Source organism: Cupriavidus sp. 8B (assembly GCF_054589115.1).
Genome location: NZ_BAAILO010000334.1, coordinates 1 through 1403, shown reverse-complemented (window position 1 = coordinate 1403; position 1403 = coordinate 1). Strand labels below are relative to the sequence as shown.

Below are 1403 nucleotides of genomic sequence, written 5' to 3'. Positions count from 1 at the left end.
AGGAGACGCCATGACCCGCCCGCCCCGCAGCGTGCTGCGCACACCACCGGCTTTCCCCGAAAGCGCACTGCCTACCTTCGTCCAGAAGCTCGACCGGCCCGAAGCCCTGGTCAAGGCCCAAGCGCTTGCCTTCCTGATGTTCGAGAAGCGCGACCTGCGCGCGACGGAGACCTTCCTGACGGATTTCGGCATGCGCTGCGTGTCGCGCACCGGCAGCCGGCTGTTAATGCGCGGCGCCGGCCCCCCGCCGTGCCTGATGCTGGCGACGCAAGGCCAGCGCTCGCGCTATGTCGGCGCTGCCTTTTCGGTGCGCAGCGAAGCAGACCTGGTCCACCTAGAGGCCAACGCGAATGCACGCCGCCTGCCGGCCGACGAGATTCCGGGCGGCGGCGCCGGCGTCGAACTGACCGACCCCGCCGGGAACTTGCTGTGGCTGGTGACCGGCCAGCAGCCGGTCGACCCGCTGCCATTGCGGGACCCGCTGCATTCGCTCACCAACGACCCGGGACAGCTTCGGCGGGTGAATGCTACGGTCCGGCCTCCGCTGGAGCCCGCAGCCGTGGTCAAGCTCGGCCACGTCGTGCTCCAGACCGTCGACTTTCCCGGCATGGCGCGCTGGTATATGCGTCATCTCGGCCTGATCCCAACCGATATCCAGTATCTGGAGGACGGGTCACCCAATCTCTGCTTCTTCCGCCTGGACCTCGGCAGCGCGCCCGCGGACCATCACGCCCTGGTGCTCGCCGGCGGTATCGAGGAGAAATACGAGCACAGCGCATACGAAGTGCTTGACCTCGACGCGCTCGGCCAAGGCCACAACGTGCTGCGCGCGAACGGCCACCGCCATATGTGGGGTATTGGGCGTCATGTGCTCGGCAGCCAGCTGTTCGATTACTGGTTTGATCCGGACGGCATGGAATTCGAGCACTACGCCGACGGCGATGTCTTCACCGCCGACCGAGAACCCCACTACGTGCCGCTGGAAATGTCCGGCATCTGGGCATGGGGCGATGACGTCCCCGCCAGCATGGGCGTCAAGCGCAATCTCGCCACGGTGTTCCGGGTTGCGCGGCTGCTGCGCGCCGGCCGGCTCTCGGCCGCGCGGCTGAAGCTGCTTGGGCGCGCGATGACCCAGGCGCGACCCTGGCTCTGAGCCTGCGCTCCCGCTCCCGTACGAACCCCCCTCACGTCAAGGAAAGAAAATGTCTGTCAAAGTCGTCCGATATATCCACGGCGGCGAGCCCGGCTGGGGCGTGGTCCACGACCGCCGCATCGCACCGCTGTCTTGCGGCTCCACCAGCACCGCCGACTTCGTCGCGAATGGCCTCGAAGCTGCGTGGCGCAGCACCCCCGACCAGGCCACGCTGCCGCTCGACGCCGTCACTCTACTGCCGCCGGTCACG

At 67.7% G+C, this 1403-nt stretch carries 2 protein-coding genes; both read left to right on the top strand.

Annotation, left to right across the window (positions count from 1 at the left end; genetic code table 11):
- Positions 1–1153, top strand: a 1153-nt coding sequence (locus ACYP5B_RS33610; RefSeq protein ID WP_459572506.1) for a VOC family protein, incomplete at its 5' end; no start/stop codon positions are given.
- Between the two features lie 49 nt (positions 1154–1202).
- A partial coding sequence (locus ACYP5B_RS33605) for a DUF2437 domain-containing protein (RefSeq protein ID WP_459572505.1) occupies positions 1203–1403 on the top strand: 201 nt, incomplete at its 3' end.